This is a genomic window from Thermaerobacter nagasakiensis (genome assembly GCF_055396825.1).
Genome location: NZ_AP043740.1, coordinates 124,938 through 145,668, shown reverse-complemented (window position 1 = coordinate 145,668; position 20,731 = coordinate 124,938). Strand labels below are relative to the sequence as shown.

Below are 20,731 nucleotides of genomic sequence, written 5' to 3'. Positions count from 1 at the left end.
CGCCCGCCGTGGGCTGGGTAAAGGGAAGACGCCCTAGGGTCAAGTACCCGTAGTCGGGGTTCTGGTCTTTGACAAACGGTTGCTGGGGAACGTGCGAGTGAGCACTGGGCGGCTTTGGGCTGTTGCCGCTGGCGACGGGCGGCTTCGAACACATCGGCATCGTAGGACCCGGCGATCCCGCCACACGGCGAAGAGAACCCGGAGAGCGTGATGGGCCACCATGCGCAAGGCCTCGTGGTAGTGTCGCCCTCGGTCACGATGGGTGCGGCGCCGTGGCTCCCGCCCTCGGTCAAGGCGCGGGAGGACGTCCTGCTCCGGGTTCTGGCGAAGCTGCAGGCGTTTCTGCCCATCCGGCGGGTGACCGTGGAGTTCGGGCGGTTCGACCTGCAAAAGCTTCGGGATCCCGACATCGGACGCGAGGCGTTCCAGCGGCGCCCACGCTACGGGCACGACAGCACCCTGGCGGCGCTGGTGGCGGCCTACGTCCCGCGTTGCGCCTACTGCGGCGGCCCGGGGCCCTTGACCATCGACCACGTGTGGCCCCGGAGCCGCGGCGGGACGAACGCCCGGGAGAACCTCCTGCCGGCCTGCCGGGCGTGCAATCAGGCCAACGGGAACCGGACGCTCGAGGAGTGGGGCGTCATGCGTTACGGCGCCTCGCCTATGGACACAAAACGCGCTGGGGCCCGTCTGGGGACTGCTCCATACCTGTCGGTTGCCCACCCTGTTGCCCACGAAGATATGCCCACAGAAGATAAAAAGGCCGCCTCCGTTTGACCAGGAGGCGGCCCCCTTCAACAGTCGGACCAACCCTTGTTGCGCTTGGTAACCACCGTACTATCATCCGCGCATCTGTCCTCGCGTGTGTAGCCCGACCACGGATACATCACGTCCACTTCTACGGTTTGGTCACCCAGAAGCAGAATTCTTGAGTCCTTTCCTGTTTCGCATAAAACCAATGATTGAAGAGCCTGTTTCATGAACCCAGGTATTTCCGCAGGATTGCCCCCACGCAGGTTTAAGTGAAGCCGTGGACTGGAATTCTCCGTCGCCCGAGGTGTCCCTATGGCCTACAACTTCCGCCCGGTGAACCGTGACCAACTGTACCTGCTCCCACCGAGCCTTCGCGACTGGCTGCCTGAGGATCATCTGGCCTGGTTTCTGATCGACGCCGTCGAGCAGATGGACCTGCGGGCCTTTTACGAGAAGTACCGCGCCGACGGCTGGGGTGGAGAGAGTTACGACCCGACCATGATGGTGACGCTGCTGCTGTACGCCTACTGCGTCGGCGAACGGTCGAGCCGGCGGATCGAGCGGTTGTGCCTCGAGGACGTGGCCTTCCGGGTGATCACCGCCAACCAGAAGCCGGATCACGTGACCATCGCCCGCTTCCGCCAGCGCCATGCACGGGAGCTGGCCGCGCTGTTCACCCAGGTGCTGCGGCTGTGCCGGGAGGCGGGGCTGGGGAAGGTCGGCGTGGTGGCGCTGGACGGGACGAAAGTCAAGGCCAACGCCTCGCTGGCGGCCAACCGCACCTACGATGCGATTCGCCAGGAAGTGGAGAAGATGCTCCGGGAGGCGGAGGCCACGGACCGGGAAGAAGAGGAGCGGTACGGCCCCGGGCGCCGTGGGGACGAGCTGCCGGAGGAGCTGCGCCACCGTGCGAGCCGGCTGGAGCGGCTGAAGGCGTGCAAACAGCGGCTGGAGGAAGAGGCGGCCCGGGAGGCGGCCCGGCAGCAGGCCCGCATCGAGGAGCGGAAGGCCCAGGAGCAGGCGACCGGCAAGAAGCGGCGGGGGCGCAAGCCGAAGGCGCCGGATGCCTCGGTGGATCCGGCGGCCAAGGCCAACGTCACGGATCCGGACAGCCGGATCCTCAAGACCCGGCAGGGCTTTGGGCAAGGGTACAACGCCCAGGCGGTGGTGACCGAAGACCAGCTCATCGTGGCCGCGGCGGTGACGCAGGACGCCAACGACGTGCGCCAACTGCGCCCGATGCTGCAACAAGCGCAAGCCAACCTCCAGGCAGCAGGCGTGGACAGCGCCGGATTAGTCTGGTGATTGCCGGCCGGTCAACGGGTCCGCCCTCCATGCCGAAGGGCACGCCCAGCGTGGGGGACAGGTCCGACAAGAGCAGAAGTGGACACCGCGACTCCGCGGCGTCCCGGCGAAAGGGCCGCTGGCGACAAGGGTTTCCGTCGCCTGTCCAGGTGGTCAGGGCGTGGTGCCAGTCGATGGGCGATCAAGCGGTTACCCACCGACGGGAGACCCTGGCTGGTTCGTCCGGCAGGCGGCAGGCTGCGGGGTGCTACAATGGCAGTAGATCCGCCGGCAGCCAGGAGGGGTTCCGTTGACGCCCAGCCAGCGCTTTCTCGCCGCCTGCCGCCGCCAGCCCGTCGACCGCACGCCCGTCTGGTTCATGCGCCAGGCGGGCCGGATCTTCCCCGAGTTCCGGGCGCTCCGGCAGCGGTACGACTTCGTGGAACTGATGCAGCATCCCGACCTCTGCGCCGAGATCACCCTGATGCCGGTGGAACGCCTGGGCGTCGACGCGGCCATCCTCTTCGCCGACATCATGACCCCGCTGGCGCCCCTGGGCGTCGACTACCGCATCGAGCCGGGGGTGGGCCCCGTGGTGGGCCGGCCCCTGGGCTCGGCGGCGGACCTGGAGGGGCTGCGCCGGTTCGACCCCCGGGACGAACTGGCCCCCGTGCTGGAGACCATCCGGCTGGTGCGGCGGGCCCTGGGCGACCGGGTCCCCCTAATCGGGTTCGCCGGCGCACCCTTCACCCTGGCCTGCTACCTGATCGAGGGCCGGCCGTCGCGGGAGTACCACCGGGCCCGGGCGCTGATGTACGGCGATCCCGCCTTCTGGCACGGGCTGATGGAGCGGCTGGCGGAGACGGTCCTCGACTACTTGCGGGCCCAGGTGGAGGCCGGGGTGCAGGCGGTGCAGCTCTTCGACTCCTGGGTGGGCGGGCTGGGGCCGGCAGCTTACCGCCGGTTCGTCCTGCCCTACTCGCGCCGGGTGCTGGAGGGGCTGGCCGGCCTGGGCGTGCCGCGGATCCACTTCGGCACGGGCAATCCGGCCTTGCTGCCCCTGATGGCGGAGGCGGGGGCCGACGTGGTGGGTGCCGACTGGCGGGTCGACCTGGATCGGGCCTGGGAGGCCGTCGGCCCGGACAAGGCGATCCAGGGCAACCTGGATCCCGCGGCGCTTTTGGCCCCCTTCGACTATGTGGAGGAACAGGCCCGGGAGGTGCTGCGCCGGGCGGCGGGGCGGCCGGGGCACATCTTCAACCTGGGGCACGGGGTGCTGCCGGAGACGCCCGTGGACCACCTGCGGCGGCTGGTGGAGCTGGTCCACCGGGAGACGGAGCGGCCGGCGGAAGCGGAGCCGGAGCCGGTGGCGGGGGCCTAGGTCCCGTCCCAGGGCGCAGGTTCGGCCGGCCTGGGGTTTGGGCGAAGACAGGGCATGGCCCGAGCCTGGCCCTACCGTCTCTGCCGCAGCGCAGCACCGGCCGGTTGGAGGGTTGGAGAGCCAGGAACGGGCAGGGGCCGGGAAGAACCAGGTGGCAGGGAGGACAGGGAGGGATCGCCATGAGCATGGAGATGCTCGACATGTTCTTTGCGCCCATGCGGGAGGAACTGGTCCGCCTGGGCTTCACCGAGCTGCGGACGCCGGAAGAGGTGGACGCGGCCATGGCGGAGGCGGGCGACGACGAGACCACCCTGGTGGTGGTCAACTCCATGTGCGGCTGCGCCGGCGGCATCGCCCGGCCGGCGGTGGCCATGGCCCTGGAGCATGAACGGCGGCCCCGGCGGTGGCTGACGGTCTTCGCCAGCCAGGACCGGGAGGCCACGGCCCGCATGCGGGAGTACTTCACGGGCCAGCCGCCCTCCTCGCCGTCCATCGCCCTGCTCAAGGGCCGGCAGCTGGTCTACATGCTGCACCGCAGCGACATCGAGAACCGCACGGCGGAGGAGGTGGCCGCCGACCTCAAGGCCGCCTTCGACCGCTTCTGCGCGTGACGGAGGCATGCCCATGCGGCACGGAACGGTGCGCTGGAAGGGCGGCAGCCGCTACGTCGGGGCCAACGACCTGGGCCTGGAGGTGCCCTTGCAGGGGGCGCCCCGGGAGGGCGAGCGGCGGGAGGCGCCGTCGCCCAAGGACCTGGTGCTGCTGGGGCTGGGCGGCTGCACGGCCATTGACGTGGTGGAGATCCTGAACAAGATGCGTCAGCCCTTGGGCTCGCTGGTCATCGACCTGGAGGCGGAGGAGCCCGAGGAGCACCCCAAGGTGTTCCGGCAGGTGCGGCTGGTGTACCGCCTGGAGGGCCACGGCCTGGATCCCGAGCGGGCCGTCCGGGCGGTGACCTTGAGCCAGCAGAAGTACTGCGGCGTCAGCGCCATGATCGGCCGGACCGCGGCGATCCACTACGCCGTGGAGGTCAACGGCGAGCGGGTGTACGAGGGGACGGCCGGCCTGGCGGCGGCCGGCGCGGCGGACGGCAACTGACCCGGCCGGCCCGTAGCCGGCGGGGCCCGGGCGATCCGGCCCGCGGACCGCCGGGGCGGCTTGGTGAAGGAAGAAGCGGCGCGTCGCCCCGAGCCCGGCGCTCGGGGCGACGCGCCGCATTGGCACCGCGGCGGCCCCGCCGTGCGGGAGCGGCTCCGGGGCGGCTTCCAGGGGGCGGTTCGGTCCGGGGCGGATCAATCCGTGGCGGGGTGCTGGACCTGGGAGGCGGCCTGCCGCCGGCTGCGCAGGGCGGCCTGCACCAGGAGCCCCAGGCAGACGGCCGCCACCAGGGCGTAGGCCAGCAGCCGGGTCAGGCCCGTGATGCCCGCGGCCCCGAAGAGGGTGCGCAGGTTGACCAGCAGGACCGCGGTCCCCACCATCACGCCCAGCACCTGGGCCGGCAGCTTGCGGGCCATCCAGGCCGCCAGGGGCGCTGCCACGGCACCTCCGGCCACCAGGGCGGCCACCTGCAGCCACGCCACCCCCTCCCAGCCCAGCGTGAGGGCGAAGCCCAGGGTGGCCGACACCGCCACGGCGAACTCGGCGATGGACACCGACCCCACCACCTGGTGGGGCGGCAGGTCGCCGCGCACCATGAGGGCCGGGGTGGCGATGGGACCCCAACCGCCGCCCCCCGTGGCGTCCAGGAGCCCCGCCACGAACCCCAGCGGCATCACGTACCGCAGCCGCAGCCGCGGCGGCCGCCGGTGGCGCGGCATGGCGGCCAGGGTGAACCGCACCAGGATGTACACGCCCAGGACCAGGAGGAACCCGGCCACCACCGGCCGCACCCGCTCCGCCGGCAACGAGGCCAGCAGCACCGCACCGAGGAAAGCCCCCACCGCCCCCGGCAACACCAGGCCGCGAACGGTGGGCCGGTGCCAGTTGCCCATGCGCCAGTGGGCGAGACCCGACACGGCGGTGGTGATGGTCTCGGCCAGATGGACCGACGCCGAGGCGGCGGCGGGCGCCAGGCCGTAGAGCAAGAGCAGCGACGACGAAGTCACCCCGTAGGCCATGCCCAGGGCCCCATCCACCAGCTGGGCGATGAGGCCCACCAGGGCGAACGCCAGCAAGCGCTGCAAAGGGCTGCACCTCCCCAGGCGACGGGTTTCAGGCGGTGGGACTGCCGGCCGCCCGTTGCCCGCGGGCGCCCGTCCCGGCCCGGCTGGGCGCCGCGGCCGGGCGGGCCGGGCGCGCGTCACGGACCACCCTATGGACCGCCCGCAGCGCCGGTGCGTGTCCGGAGCGCCCAACGGTCGCCCGGGCCGGCCGGAATGCCCCGGAACTCCGATGGGCTTCGTCGTGGCGAAGCGGCGGCCGGCAGGAAGTGGGCTCTGCCTGCGGGCGGCCGCAGGCTCAAGGGCAGGGGCCGGGGATGCGGCGGTGGTGGGTGGCGCGGGCGGGCCGGGAACCCCGGCCCGAGGCGAGGGGGCCGCCAGGAGCCTTCATGGCCCGTGGCGAAGGTGGACAGGAACCGGTCGAACGGAGGGGTGGCGATGGAACCCTTCGTCCACCTGCATGTCCACAGCGAATACAGCCTGCTCGATGGCGCCGCCCGGGTCGGCGAGCTGGCCGCGCGGGCGGCCGAGCTGGGCATGCCCGCCCTGGCGCTGACGGACCACGGCGTCATGTACGGCGCCATCGACTTCTACAAGGCGTGCAAGAAGCACGGGATCAAGCCCATCATCGGCTGCGAGCTGTACCTGGCCCGGCGCACCCGCCACGACCGGGAGCCCAAGCTGGACGACCAGCCCTACCACCTGCTGGCCCTGGCCCAGAACGAGACGGGCTACCGCAACCTGATCCGCATCGTCTCCCGGGCCTATGCCGAGGGGTTCTACTACAAGCCGCGGGCCGACCGGGAACTGCTGGCCCAGTACAGCGAGGGCCTGATCGTCACCTCGGGCTGCATCGGCAGCGAGATCCCGCGGCTGCTCCTGGAGGGGCGGGAGGAGGAAGCGCTCCAGGCCGTGCGCTGGTACCTGGAGGTCTTCGGCGACCGCTTCTACTTCGAGATCCAGGACCACGGCCTTCCCGAGGAACGCAGGGCGTACGCCCGCATCCTGGAGCTGGCCCGGCGCTTCGACGTGCCGGTGGTGGCGACCAACGACGTCCACTACCTCAACCGGGACGACGCCGCCGCCCACGAGGTGCTGCTCTGCATCCAGACGGGCAAGACCCTGGACGACCCGAACCGCATGCGCTTCGAAGGGCCGGAGTTCTACCTCAAGACGCCGGAGGAGATGGCCGCCCTGTTCCGGGACGTGCCGGAGGCCCTGGCCAACACGGTCAAGCTGGCCGAGCGCTGCCAGCTGGAGTTCGAGTTCGGCCGGTTCCTCCTGCCCCACTACGAGGTGCCGGAGGGGCACGACGCGGCCTCCTACCTGCGCTACCTGTGCGAGAGCAAGCTGCCCGAGCGTTACCCCAACGCGGGCAGCGAGGTGCGGGACCGGCTGAACCACGAGCTCGAGGTCATCACCCGCATGGGCTACCCGGCCTACTTCCTGATCGTGTGGGATTTCGTGGACTACGCCCGCCGCAACGGCATCGCCGTGGGCCCGGGCCGCGGCTCGGCGGCGGGCAGCCTGGTGGCCTACGTGCTGGGGATCACCGACATCGATCCCCTGCGCTACAACCTGCTCTTCGAGCGGTTCCTCAACCCCGAGCGGGTCACCATGCCCGACATCGACATCGACTTCGACGACCACCGGCGCGACGAGGTCATCGAGTACGTGGTGCGCAAGTACGGCCGGGACCGGGTGGCGCAGATCATCACCTTCGGCCGCATGCTGGCCCGGGCGGTGATCCGCGACGTGGGCCGGGTGATGGGCCTGCCCTACGGCGAGGTCGACAAGATCGCCAAGATGGTCCCGGCCCAGCTGGGCATCACCCTGGACCAGGCCCTGGAGTCGAGCCCCGAGCTCAAGCAGGCCTATGACCAGCAGCCGGTGGTGCGCCAGCTGGTCGACATGGCCCGCAAGCTGGAGGGGATGCCCCGCCACGCCTCGGTCCACGCCGCCGGCGTGGTGATCGGCCGCGACCCGCTGATGGAACACGTGCCCCTGCAGCGGATGCAGGACGGTTCCACCGTCACCCAGTTCCCCATGACCACCCTGGAGGAGCTGGGCCTGCTCAAGATGGACTTCCTGGGCCTGCGCACCCTGCACGTGATCCAGGAGACCGAGCAGATCATCCACCAGACGGGGGCCCGGGACGTGCTGGCGGAAGAACCCGGCCCGGCCGGGCCGGGAGGCGCGGGCGACCCGGCCGGCACCGAGGGTGCGACGGGGGCGGGTGGTCAGGCGGGTGCTGCCGGTGCAGGCGGGGCGGGTGGTGCGCCGGAGACGGCCGGCAAGAATGGCCGGCCCGGTGCGGCCGGTGGTGCCCCGGAGACGGCCAGAAAGGATGGCCGGTCCGGCGTGGCTGGGGCGGGTGGCGGCCCGGGCGGTGACGGCACCGCCGCCCGCCGGCCCTTCCGGGTGCGGGACATCCCGCTGGACGACGCGGCCACCTTCGAGGCCATGAGCCGGGGCGAGACGGCCGCCATGTTCCAGGTGGAGTCGTCGGGCTTCACCCAGATGCTGCGCTCGCTCAAGCCGTCCAGCATCGAAGACCTGATCGCCGCCGTCGCCCTGTTCCGGCCCGGCCCCCTGGGCAGCGGCATGGTGGACGACTTCATCAAGCGCAAGCACGGCCAGGTGCCGGTGGAATACCCGCACCCGTGGCTCGAGCCGATCCTCAAGGAGACCTACGGGACCATCGTCTACCAGGAGCAGGTCATGCAGATCGCCAGCGTGATGGCCGGCTTCACCCTGGGCGAGGCCGACCTGCTGCGCCGGGCCATGGGCAAGAAGAAGCCCGAGGAGATGCAGAAGCAGCGGGAGAAGTTCCTGGCCGGGGCCGCGGCCAAGGGCATCGACGCCGAGCTGGCGGGCCGCATCTTCGACCTGATGGAGTACTTCGCCGGGTACGGGTTCAACAAGAGCCACTCGGCCGCCTACGGCTACCTGGCCTACGTGACCGCCTATCTCAAGACCCACTACCCGGCGCCGTATATGGCCGCCACCCTGAGCAGCGTGATGAGCAACTCCGACCGGGTGGCGGAATATATCGCCGAGTGCCGCCGCCTGGGCATCCCGGTGCTGCCTCCCGACGTCAACCAGAGCGAGGCCCGCTTCACCGTGGTGCCCGACCCCGGCGCGCCTGGCGGCCAGGCGATCCGCTTCGGCCTGGCGGCGGTGAAGAACGTGGGCTTCGGGGCCATCGAGTCCATCGTCGCCGCCCGGCAGGAGGGCGGGCCCTTCCGCTCCCTGGACGACTTCTGCCGCCGGGTCGACCTGCGCCAGGTCAACCGCCGTGCCCTGGAGAGCCTGATCAAGGCCGGGGCCTTCGACAGCCTGGGCGAGCCCCGCGCCCGGCTGGTGGCGGGCCTGGAAGAGGTGATGAACCGGGCCCAGCGCTGGCACAAGGAACGGGAGACGGGCCAGGTGTCCCTGCTGGACCTGACGGCGGCCCTGGTGGGGGCAGGCGGCCGCGGCGGCGGCGGTGGTGGAACCGGCGCCGGCGCCGCCGCCGCCGACCTGGAGGTCACCGAGCTGCCGCCGGTGGACGAATGGCCTCCCAACCGCAAGCTGGCCATGGAGAAGGAGGTGCTGGGCCTCTACCTGTCGGGCCACCCCCTGGCCCACTACCAGCGGGAGCTGGCCCGGCGGGTCACCGCCACCACCCGCCAGCTGGCGGACCGGGAAGACGGCGCCCGGGTCCAGGTGGGCGGCCTGGTGCAGGGCGTGCGCCGCATCACCACCCGGGGCGGCGATTTCATGGCCTTCGTCCAGCTGGAAGACCTGGAGGGAACGGTGGAGGTGGTGGTCTTCCCGCGGACCTACGCCGAAGCCGCCGAAGCCCTGCAGGAGGATGCGGTGATCGTCGTCCGCGGCCGGGTCGACCGCCGGGAGGAAGAGGAGCCGCCCAAGGTGGTGGCCGAGGAGATCTGGCCGCTGGTGACGGGGAAGCGGCTGGTGGTGGCCCTGCCGGACGGCGGGCCCGACGCCGTGGAGGGCGTGCTGGCCCGGGTGCGCGGCGCCTGCCAGCGCCATCCGGGCACCTCGCCGGTGGTGCTGGTCTTTCCGGGGCGGGGCCATGCCCTGCAGGTCGATGCCCAGTACTGGGTGACGCCGCGGGCGGAGCTCCTTCAGGACCTGGCCCGGGTGGTGGGCGACAGCGGGTTCTACCTGGACGATCACTGACCGCCGGGCGGACCGGAACATCGCGGGCCGGCCGGCGATACGAGGTCGCAGGCGGCGACATGGGAGGTGGCTGGCCGCCGGCGGCATGGCGGGTGCGGTCCGCTGGTGAGGGGATCCGGGCATGGGGCACGGTCCTGCCCCTTCGCCGCGGCCCCCGGGCGGGGGCCGGCCGGAGCGGTCCCCCGGGACGGTCTCCGCCTCCGGCGACAATGGAGGCCGGCAGCAGTGAGGCAAGGGGGGCCCAGTTCCACGGACAGCGGTTGCCACGGACAGCAGTTTGCGCGGAGCAGCGATAGGCAGCGATCGGGCGAGGGAGGAAGCGGGGAGGAGGGGTCGGGTTGGCCGAAAGGGCGCCAAAGGTCTCCGAGCCGGTCCGCCTGCGGGTGGACCACCGGGCCGAGGTGATCCGCCGCCTGGAGCGGCGGGGGGTCACCCTGCGGGACATCGCGGAGATCGTCCTGGCCATTCAGGAGAAGTACGTGCCGGGCATCACCCTGGAGCAGTGCCTGGCCAGCGTGGAAGCGGTGATCGCCAAGCGGGAGGTCCAGCATGCCCTGTTGACGGGCATCGCCCTGGACGAGGCGGCGGAACAGGGGCTGCTGGAGGAGCCGCTGCTGTCCATCCTGCGCTCCGACGAGCCGCTCTACGGCGTGGACGAGGTGCTGGCCCTGGCCATCACCAACGTGTACGGGTCCATCGGGCTGACCAACTTCGGCTACCTGGACAAGGTGAAGCTGGGGGTCATCGAGCGGCTCAACAACGAGAAGAGCCAGGGGCGGGTGCAGACGTTCCTGGACGATTTGGTGGCCGGCGTGGCGGCGGCTGCCGCGGCGCGGATCGCCCACAACGAGCCCTGATGCTGCTCGGGTGAGCCCTGTCGCAGCCGGGGCCGGACCGCGGCGCCGGCCCCGGCTGCCGGGACGGGGCCCCGGCCCGGGCCTGCCGGGGCGGCGCGGTCCCGGGCCGGCCGGAAGGAACCCGGGCCCGGCCCGCAGGAGGGAACCCGGGCCGGGCGGGGAAATGGGCACCAGCCGCCCTTGCGGCATCCGCCGGGGGCCGGGAGCTCGGGCCGGCCGCCGGAGGCTGGGGGCGGGGCGGGGAAGCCCGGCCGGCTTCTCGGGACGGCCTTGAGGCCCGGGAACGCGACGCCAACCGGCGGCCGGTGGCGGCGGGCGTACCGGTCGCCGGAACGGGGACGGCGGGAGGGGCGCGCGGTGGAACGGGAGGGGCAACACCCGCGGGAAGGCCACGGGATGGGCTCCGGGGCGCGGTTCAGCGGCACGCGGCACGGGGAGCCGGGGGTGGAATACCCCCCGGACGGGCCGGCCGGGCCCCGCGGGCAAGGCGGGCCCGAACCGGGCGGGGAGCACGGGGTGCCCCGCCCCGAGCCGCCCCTTGCACCTTCCGGTACACCGGGGCCGTCCGGAGCAGCGGGGGTTGGGGTACCGGTGAGGGAGCCAGGGGGACCCCCGGCCCCGGCCATCCTGCTGGCCGGCCCGGGGCGGGCCGGTTCCAGCCTGGCCCTGGCCTGGCACCGGGCGGGCGGGCCGGTGGCGTGGGTGACCGGCCGCCGGGACGAGCCGGCCCGCCGGCTGGCGGCGCAGGTGGGCGCCCGGACCATCGGCTGGCAGCAACTGCTGGCGGAGGGGCTCCCCGGTCCCTGGCCGCCCGTGGTGGTCCTGGCCGTGGCCGACCGGGCGGTGGCGGAGGCGGCCGCCCGGCTGGCAGGCCGGCTGGAGGCCGTGCCCGAGGCCTGCCGGCCCCGCTACGCCCTGCACCTGAGCGGCGCCCTGGGGCTGGAGCCCCTGGCGCCCCTGGCCCGGCTGGGGCTGGCCACCGAGGTGTTCCATCCCCTGCTGCCCCTGCCAGGTGGTCCCGCCACCGGGCGGGACCACCTGGCAGGGGGGTACGCCACGGTGGTGTACGACCCGGGCCAGAACCGGGCCCCGGTGGGCCCGGTTCTGGCCCGGGGGCTGGGCGCCACGCCGGTCCTCTGGCCCGGCGCCACGGCCCGGCAGCTGGCCCTGTACCACGCCGCCGCCACCCTGGCGGCCAACGGGGTGACCGCCCTGCTCTGGGCCGCCCGAGAACTGCTCCGCCTGTCGGGGTACCCCGGCATGGCGATGGCCGCCCGGGTCGCCGCCGGCCGGGACCCCGGGCCCGGGGCGGGACCCGGTTCCACCACGGCCGCCGGTTCCTCCTGGGGTCCCCTGGAGGCCCTGGCGCGGGCGGCGCTGGAGGCGGCGGCGGAGAGGGGACCGCTGGCGGCCCTGACGGGCCCCATCGTGCGGGGAGACGCGGCCACGGTGCAGCGCCACCTGGAGGCACTGGCCGGCGGAGCTGGAACGGGCGGCGGGCTGGGCGCCTTCGATCCCGGGCCCGCGGGTCGTTACCGGCTGGCGGCCACGCTGGTTCTGGCCGCCGCCTCGGCCCGCCCCGGGGACCCGCCGGCAGGCCTTGAAGACATCGCCCGCCTGCTGGGGGCGGGCGGGGAGGGGGCCGGCCGGTGAGCGGTCCGGGCCGGAGCCCGGCCCGCCCGCATCCCGAGGGCCATCCCGTGGGGGGAAGCATCATGGCGTCGCGGGTTACGGTGCGCACCGTCCTCGAGTACAAGGAACAGGGCCGGCCGGTGGTCATGGTCACGGCCTACGACTACCCTTTCGCCCGGCTGGCCGACGCCGCCGGCGTGGACATGATCCTGGTGGGCGATTCCCTGGGCAACGTGGTGCTGGGCTACCCGGCCACCGTGTTCGTCACCCTGGACGAGATGGTGCACCACACCCGGGCGGCGCGCCGGGGCGTGGAACGAGCCTTGCTGGTGGCCGACATGCCCTTCCTGACCTTCCACCTCTCCGTGGACGACGCGCTGCGCGCCGCGGGGCGCCTGGTGCAGGAAGGGGGTGCCGAGGCCGTGAAGCTGGAGGGGGCCGGCCGCGTGCTGGAAGTGGTCCACCGCCTGACCGGCGCGGGCATCCCCGTGGTGGGTCACCTGGGCCTGCTGCCCCAGCGGGTGCATGCCCTGGGCGGCTACCGGGTCCAGGGCCGGGACGAGGCCGAGGCCCGGCAGCTTCTCGAAGATGCCGTCGCCCTTGAGCAGGCGGGGGCCTTCGCCCTGGTGCTGGAGATGGTGCCCCGGGAACTGGCGGCGGCCATCAGCCGCCGGCTGCGGATCCCCACCATCGGCATCGGGGCCGGGCCGGACTGCGACGGCCAGGTGCTGGTGCTCCACGACCTGCTGGGCCTGACCCAGGGCCGCGTCCCCCGCTTCGCCCGGCGGTACGCCGAGCTGGGGCAGATCGCCCTGGAGGCCCTGCAGCGTTACGCCGCCGACGTGCGGGCTCGTGCCTTCCCCACGGACGAGCACAGCTACCACATGGCGGCGGGGGAGGCCGGGTCCCGGGCCGGCGACGCGGCCGGCGCCCCGGCCGGTCCCGGGGGTTCCCGGTCACCCGCCCCTGCCGGTCCGGCCGGGGAGGCGCCCCGGGGCGGCCGTCAGGCCCGGGATGCCTCGTCCGGCGATGCGCCTGCCGATGCGCCCTACGGGGACCGGTAGGCGCTCGCCCGGATCCCGCGCCCGCGACGCGACCGGCGGGCCGCCAGGCTCCGCCCTGCGGCGCCCGGCAGCGGCGCACCCGGATCGCACCCGGCAGCCACCGGGAGGAGGGACCCCCATGGAACTGGTGCAGGACATCACCACGTTGCGGCAGCACATCGCCCGCTGGCGCCGGGAAGACCCCGGGGGCCGGGTGGGCTTCGTCCCCACCATGGGCTACCTCCACGACGGGCACCTCTCCTTGATCCGCCGGGCCCGGGCGGAGTGCCGCCGGGTGGTGGTGAGCGTGTTCGTCAACCCGCTGCAGTTCGGCCCCCACGAGGACTTCGCCCGCTACCCCCGCGACCTGGAGCGGGACCGGGAGCTGGCCGCCCAGGCCGGAGCCGACCTGCTATTCCACCCCGCGGTGGAGGCCATGTACCCCCGGGGCGAGCCGGGGGTCTACGTCGATGTCGGGGATCTGGCCCGCCGCTGGGAAGGGGCCCGGCGGCCGGGTCACTTCCGCGGCGTGGTCACCGTGGTGACCAAGCTCTTCCACCTGGTCCAGCCCGACCGCGCCTACTTCGGGCAGAAGGACGCCCAGCAGGCCATCATCATCCGGCGCATGGTGGCGGACCTGGACTTTCCCCTGGATGTGGTGGTCTGCCCCACGGTGCGGGAGCCCGACGGCCTGGCCATGAGCTCCCGGAACGTCTATCTGGATGCCGGGCAGCGCCGGGCGGCTCCGGTGCTGTACCGGTCGCTCGCGGCAGCCCGCCGCCTTCTGGAAGCCGGGGAGCGACGCCGGGACCGGGTGGTGGCGGCCATGGAGGCCGTCCTGGCCGCCGAGCCCCTGGTTGAACCCGAGTACGCGGCCGCCGTCGCCGCGGAGACCCTGGAGCCCGCCGATCCGGTGGAGGGCGAGGTGCTGCTGCTGGTGGCCGCCCGCCTGGGCACCACCCGGCTGATCGACAACTTCTGGCTGGTGGTCGGCCCGGACGGCGTCCGGGACCGCTGGACTTAGAGCAGCTACCTAAGAGCAACGCCGCGGCCCGTGCATACACTGCCGTAGGACGCCGCCGGCCCACGGGGTCCCGGTGCCGGGCCCCCGGGAGCAGGACGCCACGGGCCCGCGCGGCTCCCGTGCCGGGCCCCGGGGTGGCCGGGGCGCCCGTGGCCGGCCCGCAGTGCAGAACCCCCCGCCCCGGGACGCAAGACGGGGGACCGGTGGCGCGGGAGCACGGGTTCCGGCTCCGTCCGTCCCCAGGTGCCCCCGGGACGAACTCCCTGGGATTTCCACCCCTGCCGGCCGGTTCTTCCCCCCACGACGAGCCCCGCCTACATAACGGCCCCGGGCGACCCCGGGCGGTCCAGGACGCCCAGGATCTGGATTGTCCGGCCCGCATGCACCACCGCCCGGGCACATACATCCGGAAAAACCCCCACCCTCGCCGCTGGCCTGGACCGGCGCGGCGGCGGCCCGCCGGCCGCCCACCGAACGGCCGCCGCCCCGAAGGGGCCCGTACATACCGCGAGGGGGTGAGGTCCATGCCGCGGGGCGTGATCGACTGGTCCCTGCACCGCAAGGGGCCCGTCGACCAGGCGCGGCACCAGGAGAAGGTCCGCGCCGCCATCCGAGAGAACCTGGCCGATCTGATCACCGACGACTCCCTGCTGACCACCGACGGCCGCCGGGTGGTCAAGGTGCCCGTGCGCTCCCTGCGGGAGTACCGGTTCCGCTTCAGCACGACCGACAACCCCCAGGTGGGGCAGGGGCGGGGCGGCAGCCGCAAGGGGGACGTGCTGGCCCGCCAGCCCGGCCAGCCGGGCGGGCAGGGCGACCCCCACGGGGCGGGCCAGGGGCCGGGAACCGACTACTACGAGACGGAAGTCACCCTGGACGAGCTGGAGTCCATCTTCTTCGAGGAGCTGGAGCTTCCCGACCTCAAGCCGCGCCGGCAGCCGGCCCTGGACGCCCGGCGGCCGCGGTTCACCGAGGTGGCCCGGGCCGGGCCCCTGAGCCGGGCCGACCTGCGCCGCGCCCTGAAGGAGAACCTCAAGCGCCACGCCCGCCAGGGGGAGGCGCGGCTCGGCCCCTTCCGCCGCGAGGACCTGCGCTACCGCAGTTGGCGGGACGACCCCCGGCCCCATGCCCGGGCCGTGGTGGTCGCCATGCGGGACGTCTCGGGCAGCATGGGCGAGTTCAAGAAGTGGACGTCCCGGACCTTCTTCTTCTGGATGAACCGGTTCCTCCAGAGCCGCTACGCCGATGTGGAGCGGGTGTTCATCACCCACCACACCGAGGCCCAGGAGGTCGACGAGGAGCGCTTCTTCCACCTGGGCGAGAGCGGCGGCACCCGGGTCTCGTCGGCATACCAACTGGCCCTGGACATCGTCACCGGCCGTTACCCGCCCGACGGCTGGAACATCTACGCCATCCACTTCTCCGACGGCGACAACTGGGGGGAGAGCGACAACGGGCTGTGCGTCCAGCTGGCGCAGCAGCTGGCCGACCTGTCGAACCTCTTCGCCTACGGGGAGATCAACGAGAGCGGTTACCGCTCCCCGCTGATGACGGCCTTCGAGCGGGTGCGCCACCCCCGGTTCGTCCGGGTGAAGATGAGCCGGCGGGAGGACATCTACCCCGCCTTGAAGGCCATCTTTCGCGCCCAGCCCGGCGGGGCCGCCCTGGGCGCGGGCCCGGGAGCGGGCGCGGGGTCCGGCGGGGGAGGTGAGGGACCATGAGCCGTCCCGGCGTCACCGCCTCGGGCCCCGGGGCCGAGGAGCTCCTGCCCCATCTGGAGCGCATCTGGGCCGTGGCCCGGGACCTGGGGTTCGACCCCCTGCCCACCCACTTCGAGGTGGTGCCGGCCCCCGTGGTCTACGAGGTGGCGGCCTACGGCCTGCCCGGCCGCTTCACCCACTGGAGCCACGGCAAGGCCTATCACTTGCTGAAGACCCGGCACGACTACGGCCTGCACCGCATCTACGAGCTGGTGATCCACGCCGACCCCTGCCAGGCGTTCCTCCTGGAGAGCAACAGCCTGTTCGAGAACCTGTTCGTGGCGGCCCACGTGGCCGGTCATGCCGACTTCTTCCACCACAACGTGTTCTTCCGCCGGGCGGGCCGCGAGATGGCGGGCCTGGCGGCCGTCCACGCCGAGCGGGTGCGCCGCTACGAGTACGATCACGGGGTCGAGGCGGTGGAGCGGGTGCTGGACGCCGCCCTGGCCCTGGAGCCCCACATCGACCCCTGGCTGGCGGAGGAGCAGGAGATCCCGCCCCTGCGCCCCGAGGAGCCCTTTGAGGACGTGCTGCTGTTCATCCAGCACCACGCGCCCCACCTGGAGGACTGGGAGCGGGACCTTTTGGCCATGGTGCGCGCCGAGCGGCTCTACTTCTGGCCCCAGATCCGGACCAAGGTGATGAACGAGGGCTGGGCCTGCATCGCCCACAGCCGCATCCTGCGCCGGCTGGACCTGCCCGACGGCGACTACACCGAGTTCGCCCGGCTCCACGCGGCCATCCAGGCCTCCTCCCCCTTCGCGTTCAATCCCTACGCCGTGGGCTACCACACCTGGGAGCGGATCCTGGCCACCCGGGGCTGGGACGAGGCCCGGTTCATCCTGGAAACCGAGGACGACGTGGCCTTCCTGCGCAACCACCTGGACCGCCAGGTGGCCGAAGCCTGCGACCTGTACATCTACGCCCGCCAGGGCGACCAGTGGGTGATCGTGGAGGACGACTGGGCCCGTGTGCGGGACCTTTTGGTCTTGAGCCGCGTCCGCGGCGGGTTCCCGCTCATCGCCGTGGTGGACGGCGACTACCGGGGCCGGGGTGAGCTGCTTCTGCGGCATATCTTCGACGGCCGCGAGCTGGACCTGGATGAGGCCCGCCAGGCGCTGGCCCTGGTGGAGCGCCTGTGGCGGCGCCCCGTCCACCTGGAGACCCGGGCCGGCGGGTACGACGTGGTCCTGTCGGTGCCCGCGGGAGACAAGGGGTGAGCGCGACCATGGGGACGAACCTGCACGAGCTCCTCCGTCGCCACCGGGAAGAGGAGGCCCGCCTGCGCTGGGAGGGGACCTTTGCCGAGTACCTGGAGATCGTGCGCCGGCGGCCGGAGGTCGCCCGGCTCAGCCACGCCCGGCTCTTCGACATGCTGCGGGCGGCGGGGGTGACGGAGGCGGAGGAGGGCGGCGACGGCGAGCGGCGGCCGCGGCAGATCCACTTCTTCGACGGCCAGCTCTTCGGCCTGGAGGAACCGCTCAACCAGCTCTACGACTACCTGGAGTCCGCGGCCCGGCGGCTGGAGGTGCGCAAGCGCATCCTGCTCCTCATGGGGCCCGTGGGCGGCGGCAAATCGACCATCGTCACCCTGCTCAAGCGCGGGCTGGAGCGCTATACCCGCACGGAAGAGGGGGCGGTCTACGCCCTCAAGGGTTGCCCCATGCACGAGGAGCCGCTGCACCTGATCCCCGACTCCCTGCGGCCCCAGGTCAGCCAGGAACTGGGCGTGCACATCGAGGGCAGCCTGTGCCCCGTCTGCCGCTACCGGCTGGAGGAGGAGTACGGCGGGGACATCGAGCGCTTTCCCGTCCAGCGCATCGTCTTCTCCGAGGCGGAGCGGGTGGGCATCGGCACCTTCACCCCGTCCGACGAGAAGTCCCAGGACATCGCCGAGCTGGTGGGGTCCATCGACCTCAGCACGGTGGGCGAGTACGGCACCGAGTCCCATCCCCTGGCCTACCGGTTCGACGGCGAGCTCAACGTGGCGAACCGGGGCCTGATGGAGTTCGTGGAACTGCTCAAGGCCCAGACGGAGTTCCTCTACGCCCTTCTTACCCTCTCCCAGGAGCAGTCCATCAAGACCGGGCGCTTCGCCATGATCTACGCCGACGAGGTGGTGATCGGCCACACCAACGAGGCGGAGTACCAGGCCTTCGTCAAGAACGAGCGCAACGAGGCCTTGATCGACCGGATGATCCTGATCAAGGTGCCCTACAACCTGCGCCTGTCGGAGGAGGTGAAGATCTACCGCAAGCTCCTGGCGGAGAGCGACCTCCAGGGCGTGCACGTCGCGCCCCACACCCTGGAGGTGGCGGCCATGTTCGCCATCCTGACGCGCCTGGAACCGCCCAGGCACCCCAACCTGACCCTGATGAAGAAGCTGCGCCTGTACGACGGCCAGCCGGTGGAGGGATTCAGCCCGCGGGACGTGCGGGAGATGCGGGAGGCGGCCGAGCGGGAGGGCATGACCGGCGTCTCCCCCCGCTTCGTGATCAACTGCCTGTCCAGCGCCGTGATCCGGGCGGAGAACCGTTGCCTGGGGCCCCTGGCCGCCCTGCGCGCCCTGCGGGATGGGCTGGATCACCACACGGGGCTCACGCGGGAGCAGCGGGAGCGCTACCTCAACCTGATCCACGAGACCCGGCGCGAGTACGACGAGATCGCCAAGAACGAGGTCAACCGGGCCTTTGTCTACTCCTTCGAGGAGACGGCCCGCAACCTCTTCAACAACTACCTCGACCATATCGAAGCCTTCTGCAACAAGACGAAGCTGCGCGATCCCCTCACCGAGGAGGAGCGGGATCCCGACGAGAAGCTGATGCGTTCCATCGAAGAGCAGATCGGGGTCCCCGAGAGCGCCAAGAAGGCCTTTCGGGAGGAGATCCTGCTGCGGTTGTCGGCGCTGGCCCGGCGCGGGCAGAAGTTCGACTACACCTCCCACGACCGGCTGCGGGAGGCCATCGAGAAGAAGCTCTTCAGCGACCTGCGCAACGTGGTGAAGATCACCACTTCGGCTGCCCACCCCGACGAGGAGCAGCTCAAGCGGATCAACCAGGTGGTCCAGCGGCTGTGCGACCGCCAGGGCTACTGCCCGGCTTGCGCCAACGAGGTCGTTCGCTATGTCGGACAGCTGCTGGGCCGGTGACCGGCACTGGTGAACCGATCCGCACCCTGCAAGCGCGCGCGGGAGCCCGGCGGGGCTCCCGCGTGCCGTCTTGCCCGCCCGGTGGACCGGCGGGCGGGCGGTGAGGCGTGATCCACGGTACGGCCGGCGGTTATTTCTGCTTGTACTGGGGCTCCTGCTGCTGGATCTGCTGCAGCCGCTGCTTGAGGCCGTTGACGGTCTGCTCCATCTGGTTGGCCAGGTCCCGGAACAGCTGCTTGGCCTGCTGGTCCTGGGTCTCCAGCTGGTAGCTCTTCAGATCGGCAAGGATGCTCTCGGCGCTGGCCAGCGTCTGCTGCATCTTCAGGCCGACCGTCACTCCGCTCACCCCCGCCTCTAATGTCGGCGGGCACGACACGGGACATGTCCGGCAATGGGTTGCTGTGATGCCGCGGGACAAGCTGCGCTACCATGGAAGGGTCAGGGCGAGGCCGGTCGGCGGAGGGGCAGGGTGAATACGGCCGGCTGCCGGCCGGCAGGGGGAGGGCAAGGCGTGAAGCGCATCGCACTTCTGACCAGCGGCGGGGATGCGCCCGGGATGAACGCGGCCGTGCGCGCCGTGGTGCGGCGCGCCCTGGCCAGCGGCTGCCAGGCGGTGGGCGTGCAGGAAGGCTATGCCGGCCTGATCGAGGGGCGCATGGAGGAGCTGGACCACCGCGCCGTGGGCGACATCATCCACCGCGGGGGCACCATCCTGCGCACGGCGCGCAGCGAGGCCTTCCGCACGCCGGAAGGCCAGGAGCGCGCCCTGGAACAGCTGCGCCGGCACGGCATCGACGGCCTGGTGGCCATCGGCGGCGACGGCACCCTGCGCGGCGCGCTGGCCCTGCACCGGCGCGGCTTCCCCGTGGCCGGCATCCCCGCCACCATCGACAACGACCTGGCGGGCACCGACGTCACCATCGGCTTTGACACGGCGGTCAACACCGTGCTGGAAGCCATCAACCGGGTGCGGGATACGGCCACCGCCCACGGCCGGACCTTCGTCATCGAGGTGATGGGGCGGCACAGCGGCCAGATCGCCCTGATGGCCGGCCTGGCCGGCGGTGCCGAGTCCATCCTGGTCCCCGAGGTACCCTACGACCTGGACCACATCTGCGCACGCCTGCTGCGCGGGCGCCAGCGCGGCAAGCGCCACAGCATCATCGTCGTGGCGGAGGGTGCCGCCCGCGGCTTCGAAGTGGCCCAGGCCATCGAGGCGCGCACGGGCCTGGAGACCCGGGTGACGGTCCTGGGGCACATCCAGCGGGGGGGCACGCCGTCGGGCCGCGACCGGCTGGTCGCCAGCATCCTCGGCGCCGCGGCCGTGGAGGTCCTGCTCGGCGGCCGGTCGGGCGTCATGGTGGGCGTCCGCGGAGACGGCTGGATCGCCACCCCCATCGAGGAAGTCCTCGCCACGCCGCGCCCGCTGCCGGCGGGGTGGATCGAGCTGGCCGAGGTCCTGGCCCGCTGACCCCTTGATTCTTGCGTCACGAGGTGATCCC

At 72.4% G+C, this 20,731-nt stretch carries 15 protein-coding genes and 1 pseudogene; 14 read left to right on the top strand and 2 right to left on the bottom strand.

Features of this window, described 5'->3' with window-relative positions; all coding sequences use genetic code 11:
- Positions 1-210 precede the first annotated feature (210 nt).
- The 5 genes and pseudogenes from ACZ5T9_RS00600 (at position 211) to ACZ5T9_RS00580 (ending at position 4,516) form a co-directional block, all read left to right on the top strand.
- Positions 211-777, top strand: a complete 567-nt coding sequence (locus ACZ5T9_RS00600) for an HNH endonuclease (protein WP_464834459.1) — start codon at positions 211-213, stop codon at positions 775-777.
- 288 nt (positions 778-1,065) lie between these two features.
- A pseudogene (locus ACZ5T9_RS00595) lies at positions 1,066-2,037 on the top strand (transposase); the annotation flags it as partial.
- 310 nt (positions 2,038-2,347) lie between these two features.
- Positions 2,348-3,418 carry a uroporphyrinogen decarboxylase gene (gene hemE, locus ACZ5T9_RS00590; protein WP_464833410.1) on the top strand — a complete coding sequence of 357 codons (1,071 nt, stop codon included), beginning with the start codon at positions 2,348-2,350 and terminating at the stop codon, positions 3,416-3,418.
- A 179-nt stretch (positions 3,419-3,597) separates the two neighbouring features.
- Complete coding sequence (locus ACZ5T9_RS00585; RefSeq protein ID WP_006904476.1) at positions 3,598-4,029, top strand: BrxA/BrxB family bacilliredoxin; 432 nt, start codon at positions 3,598-3,600, stop codon at positions 4,027-4,029.
- A 13-nt stretch (positions 4,030-4,042) separates the two neighbouring features.
- Positions 4,043-4,516, top strand: a complete 474-nt coding sequence (locus ACZ5T9_RS00580; RefSeq protein WP_464833409.1) for an OsmC family protein — start codon at positions 4,043-4,045, stop codon at positions 4,514-4,516.
- A gap of 194 nt (positions 4,517-4,710) precedes the next feature.
- Here ACZ5T9_RS00580 and ACZ5T9_RS00575 read toward each other — a convergent pair whose 3' ends face one another.
- Positions 4,711-5,601 (bottom strand): sulfite exporter TauE/SafE family protein, encoded by an 891-nt coding sequence (locus tag ACZ5T9_RS00575; RefSeq protein ID WP_464833408.1) that lies wholly within the window; start codon positions 5,599-5,601, stop codon positions 4,711-4,713.
- Between the two features lie 414 nt (positions 5,602-6,015).
- Between ACZ5T9_RS00575 and dnaE the strand changes: the two genes are divergently transcribed.
- The 8 genes from dnaE (at position 6,016) to ACZ5T9_RS00535 (ending at position 19,229) form a co-directional block, all read left to right on the top strand.
- Entirely contained in the window at positions 6,016-9,765 is a 3,750-nt protein-coding gene (dnaE, locus tag ACZ5T9_RS00570) for a DNA polymerase III subunit alpha (protein ID WP_464833407.1), read from the top strand.
- 338 nt (positions 9,766-10,103) lie between these two features.
- Positions 10,104-10,622, top strand: coding sequence for a phosphatidylglycerophosphatase A family protein (locus tag ACZ5T9_RS00565; protein WP_464833406.1), 519 nt, complete (start codon positions 10,104-10,106; stop codon positions 10,620-10,622).
- Between the two features lie 591 nt (positions 10,623-11,213).
- Complete coding sequence (locus tag ACZ5T9_RS00560) at positions 11,214-12,275, top strand: DUF2520 domain-containing protein (RefSeq protein WP_464833405.1); 1,062 nt, start codon at positions 11,214-11,216, stop codon at positions 12,273-12,275.
- 62 nt (positions 12,276-12,337) lie between these two features.
- Positions 12,338-13,318: a 3-methyl-2-oxobutanoate hydroxymethyltransferase gene (gene panB, locus ACZ5T9_RS00555; protein WP_464833404.1), complete on the top strand. Its 981-nt coding sequence runs from the start codon at positions 12,338-12,340 to the stop codon at positions 13,316-13,318.
- A gap of 118 nt (positions 13,319-13,436) precedes the next feature.
- Positions 13,437-14,321: a pantoate--beta-alanine ligase gene (panC, locus tag ACZ5T9_RS00550; protein ID WP_464833403.1), complete on the top strand. Its 885-nt coding sequence runs from the start codon at positions 13,437-13,439 to the stop codon at positions 14,319-14,321.
- A gap of 524 nt (positions 14,322-14,845) precedes the next feature.
- Positions 14,846-16,042: a sporulation protein YhbH gene (gene yhbH / locus ACZ5T9_RS00545; RefSeq protein WP_464833402.1), complete on the top strand. Its 1,197-nt coding sequence runs from the start codon at positions 14,846-14,848 to the stop codon at positions 16,040-16,042.
- Positions 16,039-17,301 (top strand): SpoVR family protein, encoded by a 1,263-nt coding sequence (locus ACZ5T9_RS00540; protein WP_464833401.1) that lies wholly within the window; start codon positions 16,039-16,041, stop codon positions 17,299-17,301. The genes yhbH and ACZ5T9_RS00540 overlap by 4 nt, the downstream gene beginning before the upstream one ends.
- Positions 17,302-17,309: 8 nt before the next feature.
- Positions 17,310-19,229 carry a PrkA family serine protein kinase gene (locus ACZ5T9_RS00535; protein ID WP_464834458.1) on the top strand — a complete coding sequence of 640 codons (1,920 nt, stop codon included), beginning with the start codon at positions 17,310-17,312 and terminating at the stop codon, positions 19,227-19,229.
- A 130-nt stretch (positions 19,230-19,359) separates the two neighbouring features.
- Here ACZ5T9_RS00535 and ACZ5T9_RS00530 read toward each other — a convergent pair whose 3' ends face one another.
- Positions 19,360-19,566, bottom strand: a complete 207-nt coding sequence (locus ACZ5T9_RS00530) for a DUF1657 domain-containing protein (protein WP_040826433.1) — start codon at positions 19,564-19,566, stop codon at positions 19,360-19,362.
- Between the two features lie 174 nt (positions 19,567-19,740).
- Here ACZ5T9_RS00530 and pfkA point away from each other — a divergent pair, with 174 nt between their 5' ends.
- Positions 19,741-20,700 carry a 6-phosphofructokinase gene (gene pfkA / locus ACZ5T9_RS00525; protein ID WP_464833399.1) on the top strand — a complete coding sequence of 320 codons (960 nt, stop codon included), beginning with the start codon at positions 19,741-19,743 and terminating at the stop codon, positions 20,698-20,700.
- Positions 20,701-20,731: the final 31 nt, after the last annotated feature.

What these genes read in the sequence shown, in the direction of transcription:
- ACZ5T9_RS00600 (WP_464834459.1), top strand. Translation starts at nt 211, where the DNA reads ATGGGCCACCATGCGCAAGGCCTCGTGGTAGTGTCGCCCTCGGTCACG.
- ACZ5T9_RS00585 (WP_006904476.1), top strand. Translation starts at nt 3,598, where the DNA reads ATGAGCATGGAGATGCTCGACATGTTCTTTGCGCCCATGCGGGAGGAA.
- ACZ5T9_RS00580 (WP_464833409.1), top strand. Translation starts at nt 4,043, where the DNA reads ATGCGGCACGGAACGGTGCGCTGGAAGGGCGGCAGCCGCTACGTCGGG.
- dnaE (WP_464833407.1), top strand. Translation starts at nt 6,016, where the DNA reads ATGGAACCCTTCGTCCACCTGCATGTCCACAGCGAATACAGCCTGCTC.
- panB (WP_464833404.1), top strand. Translation starts at nt 12,338, where the DNA reads ATGGCGTCGCGGGTTACGGTGCGCACCGTCCTCGAGTACAAGGAACAG.
- panC (WP_464833403.1), top strand. Translation starts at nt 13,437, where the DNA reads ATGGAACTGGTGCAGGACATCACCACGTTGCGGCAGCACATCGCCCGC.
- yhbH (WP_464833402.1), top strand. Translation starts at nt 14,846, where the DNA reads ATGCCGCGGGGCGTGATCGACTGGTCCCTGCACCGCAAGGGGCCCGTC.
- ACZ5T9_RS00540 (WP_464833401.1), top strand. Translation starts at nt 16,039, where the DNA reads ATGAGCCGTCCCGGCGTCACCGCCTCGGGCCCCGGGGCCGAGGAGCTC.
- ACZ5T9_RS00535 (WP_464834458.1), top strand. Translation starts at nt 17,310, where the DNA reads ATGGGGACGAACCTGCACGAGCTCCTCCGTCGCCACCGGGAAGAGGAG.